The organism is Streptomyces sp. NPDC002779, assembly GCF_042888685.1.
GTDB lineage: Bacteria > Actinomycetota > Actinomycetes > Streptomycetales > Streptomycetaceae > Streptomyces.
In genome coordinates this window covers 1-3632 of sequence record NZ_JBIAQC010000061.1, presented here as the reverse complement: position 1 = coordinate 3632, position 3632 = coordinate 1, and the positions used below count along the sequence as shown (strand labels likewise).

General features: G+C 66.4%; 3 protein-coding genes. All 3 read right to left on the bottom strand.

The features are described 5' to 3' along the window. Positions 1-217: 217 nt before the first annotated feature. From ACFYW5_RS37715 to ACFYW5_RS37705, 3 genes are read right to left on the bottom strand one after another with little or no spacing between them, the layout of a single operon-like run. On the bottom strand, positions 218-1480 hold the full coding sequence (locus ACFYW5_RS37715; RefSeq protein ID WP_389421661.1) for an amidohydrolase family protein: 1263 nt from the start codon (positions 1478-1480) through the stop codon (positions 218-220). Between the two features lie 35 nt (positions 1481-1515). After that, the gene (locus tag ACFYW5_RS37710; RefSeq protein ID WP_389421660.1) at positions 1516-2100 is read right to left on the bottom strand and encodes a pyruvoyl-dependent arginine decarboxylase; all 585 of its coding nucleotides are present in this window, start codon (positions 2098-2100) and stop codon (positions 1516-1518) included. A 38-nt stretch (positions 2101-2138) separates the two neighbouring features. After that, positions 2139-3320, bottom strand: a complete 1182-nt coding sequence (locus tag ACFYW5_RS37705) for a glutamate--cysteine ligase (RefSeq protein ID WP_389421659.1) — start codon at positions 3318-3320, stop codon at positions 2139-2141. Between the last annotated feature and the right edge of the window lie 312 nt (positions 3321-3632).

The following is a 3632-nucleotide window of genomic DNA, read 5'->3' as shown; positions in this document are numbered from 1 at the left end:
GAAAGCGCTGGAGGACGACATCACTGCGTGGATCCACACTTGGAACGAGAATCCGCGGCCCTTCACCTGGACCAAGACAGCCGACGAGATCCTCATCTCCCTCGCCAACTACCTCACCAAGGTCGGAACCACCGGCCAGAAAACCGGGCAGAACTAACCAACAGGATTTCTGGCGCATGACACTAGCCACCCTCGCTTCGGGACAGAGTCGAACGTCTTACAGTCCCTTGACTGGTTCGTACGTGTCCTCGGTCCGACCGGGATGTAGTCGGACATGGCCGTCCTGCATGACGAAGTCGACTTGGCCCATGAGGTCGATGTCGCGCAGGGGATCACCGGGCACGGCGACGAGGTCCGCAGCTCCTCCGGGTGCGATCCGGCCGAGGTCGGGTCGCTGCAAGAGCTCTGCTGCGTCTGCTGTGGCCGCACGCAGTGCGTGACGGGGAGTGAGGCCGTGGTCGACGAGGGTGGTGAACTCCCGCCAGTTCTCCGCATGGGGGAACATGCCGGCGTCCGTGCCGAAGGCGATACGCACCCCGCTGTCGGCGACGAGCGGGAAATGCCCGCGCAGTGATGCGGCCTGCTCGGCGTAGGCGTCCCGCAGTGTCGGAGAGCGCTGCTGCCAGAAAGCGTCGTCTTCCAGACGGTCCAGGTAGTACCGCTGTGCATAATGCGTGGGGACCAGGAAGGCGTCGTGCTCTGCGATCAGGGCAAGGGTGTCTGGCCCGGTGAGACAGCCGTGCTCGACGCTGCGCACGCCCGCCCGGACAGCTCGGCGTACGGCCTCGTCGGTGAAGGCATGACAGGCCACGGGGAGCCCGCGGTCGGCCGCTGTTGCGACGAGGAGCTCCATCTCGTGCTGTGTGTAGCCGACGTCGGTGACGGTGTCGCTGGGGGATGAGAAACCACCACCGGCGGCGAATTTGATCCAGTCCGCACCATCGCGATGCTGGGATCGGACGGTGCGCAGGATCCCCTGCTCGCCGTCCGCGAGGGTACCGACCACCTGGTTGTAGCGTTCAGTGAGCGTGGGCTGCTTGTCTCCGTGGCCGCCGAGAGCACTGATGATGTTGGGCGCGACCAGCATGCGCGGCCCCGTGAGGTGGCCATCGGCCACGGCGCGTTTCAGGGACACGTTCAAGGGCTGGTCGGCGCTGCCGAGGTCTCGAACTGTGGTGAAACCGTTCAGAAGCAGGGACTTGAGGACGGGGACGGCGCTGGCGACCTGGTAGCCGACGGGCTCGGTGTCCAGGGAGTCGTCAAGGACGTGCACGTGGCAGTCGATGAGCCCGGGCAGCAGAGTGTGACCGGGCAAGTCGATCACCAGGCCGTCGGCCCCGCTCGACCTCAGCCTGGGGCCGACTTCAAAGATGCGGCCGTTACGGACGAGGACTTCGACGCCTTCGACCGGTTGCTCGGCCGTACCGTCCCACAGACGCTCGGGACGCAGGATGGTGTCCGTGGCGGAAGGTGCTGGCATGGGAGTCCTCTCGGCGGACGGGAACGGGGTGCCGGTTAGAACAGGAATACGAGGGAGGCGACGATCTTGACGTAGTCCCCGTTGTCCGGGCCTACGGCTTCCACCGCGGCGGCGTGGACGGCGACGGACCTGCCCGAGATGAGGTAGCGGTCCCTGTCCGGGCTGTACACGGCATCCGTGTCGAAGTCGGCGTCACCCCACTCCAGGGCCATCGCGGTCAATGCCATCCGGACGGCTTTCTGCCGCGCCTGAGCGGCGTTCTTGCCAATGGCGTCCGCTTCATGCACTTCGGCTACGCAGCCCAGGCTTCCGTCCTCGGGGACTGCCGCGCCCACGGCGGAGCCGATCTTCGTACCTGGTGTACTGGTCTCCGCGAGTGCCTGGATCGCGAAGACGATCTGGCCGTCGCGCAGCAGGCGGCCCCCCTGTGCACAGTCGATGAGGGCGCAGTGCGGTGGTACGCGGCTGGATACCAGCACCCGGTTCGTCCTGCCGAGACCGGCGTCCATGTACATGAGGTCGTGAGCCTGCAGTTCGTACGGGTGCCGGCCGACACCGGTGGTGAAGTACATGTGGGTGGGGACGAGTGAGGGGCCGGACAGGGTGATGTCACTGCTCATGGGTCGGGTCTCCTAGGTGAATGGAAAGGATCGCTGCTTCAGGCTGCCGGTGCTGCCAAGTAATCGACCACGGCCTCCAGTCGGCCGGCGTTCTGCTCGGCGACGCGTCGCTGACGCGTCGCACCGTTTCCCGAGTGCCGGATGCGGTCCAACCAGTGGCTGACCTCACTGGCGTCACCGAAGCGCTCCAGGTGCGGCTCCACTCGCGCCCAGAGATCGTCGACCAGTTCGAAGGCGGGGAGCGTGGGACAACCATCTCTGTGCGTGCCGACGAGCGTGTCGTCCACGCCGTATCGAGCCGCACGCCAACAGGCGGCCCGGAGGAGCATGTCGGGAACGTCCGGGGTGGGTGCTCCGTCCCGCACCCTGGTGAGCGCGTCGGCGACGAGCCCGCGTACGACCAGGGCGTAGGCGACCGTGTCGGCGGCTTGGGGCAGCACGTCCGCGATACGGACCTCGACGGTGGGCACATGCCGAGACGGCCGCACCTGCCAGTAGAGCATCGCCGGGTCGAAAGCCGCTCCGCTGCTGACAAGCTGGTCGACCAGGGTCTCGTACTGCGCTGCCGAATGGAGCAGCGGTGGTGGGCCGGCACAGGGCCAGCGGTCCCAGACCATCGAGCGCCAGCTGGCGTATCCGGTGTCGACGCCGTTACAGAACGGTGAGTTGGCCGTGAGCGCGAGCAGGAGCGGCATCCAGGGGCGCAGGTGCCCGACCGTGCGGATGGCCTCGCCTCGATCCGGCACGCCTACATGCACATGGCAAGCATTGACGCACTGATCTTCTACCAATTGTTTGAATCTTCGTGCGATCCGGTGATAGCGGGGCTGGTCGAGAATCGGCAACGGCCCCGGGTTGCCAAGGACGGGACTGCCACTGGCCACAAGCAGACAGCCCTGCACATGGGCAGCGGAGGCGGCAGCGCACCGCAGCCGCGTCGTCTCACGATGCAGTTCCTCTGCGGTACTGCACACGGCGCCCACGTTCTCCACTTGCGCCTGCGCCATTTCGGCAGCCACGTGGTCGGCCCCCACCCGGCTCCTCGTCGCGACAAGGACGCCCGACGCCTTGCGCACCGCCATGCGGGTGCGACTATCGGCCAGGACGAACTCCTCCTCGACACCGAGTGTGGGCGCTGCCTGCGCCGATGGGCTTCCGGTTCCTCCGGAGGCGCTACGGACATCAACGGTCGGGGCCACCAGGCCAGGATCCTCGGGCATAACTCGCTCTTCCGATCATGCCGACGGGATCTGGGGGCGTCCCGTCGGCTGCAACCACGGGTATCCCAGTCACCGGTGGCTACGGGGGGCGCAGGAAGCACTCGATTCCTCCCGTATTGCGCCGGGCGCATTCTGGGGGCTGTGTGATGTTGTGATCAATCAGTCGTCTTCAGTAAGAAGCCATCCGCTTTCCGAACGTGCTCGCTTGGTTCGGCTTGGGTGGGCATGAACTCCGGCTGATGGCGGGAGAGATGGGCGTGATTCGTCCGCTCGTCTGGTTCGTGGAGGTGGCTGGTGCCGTCGGTGCTCGGT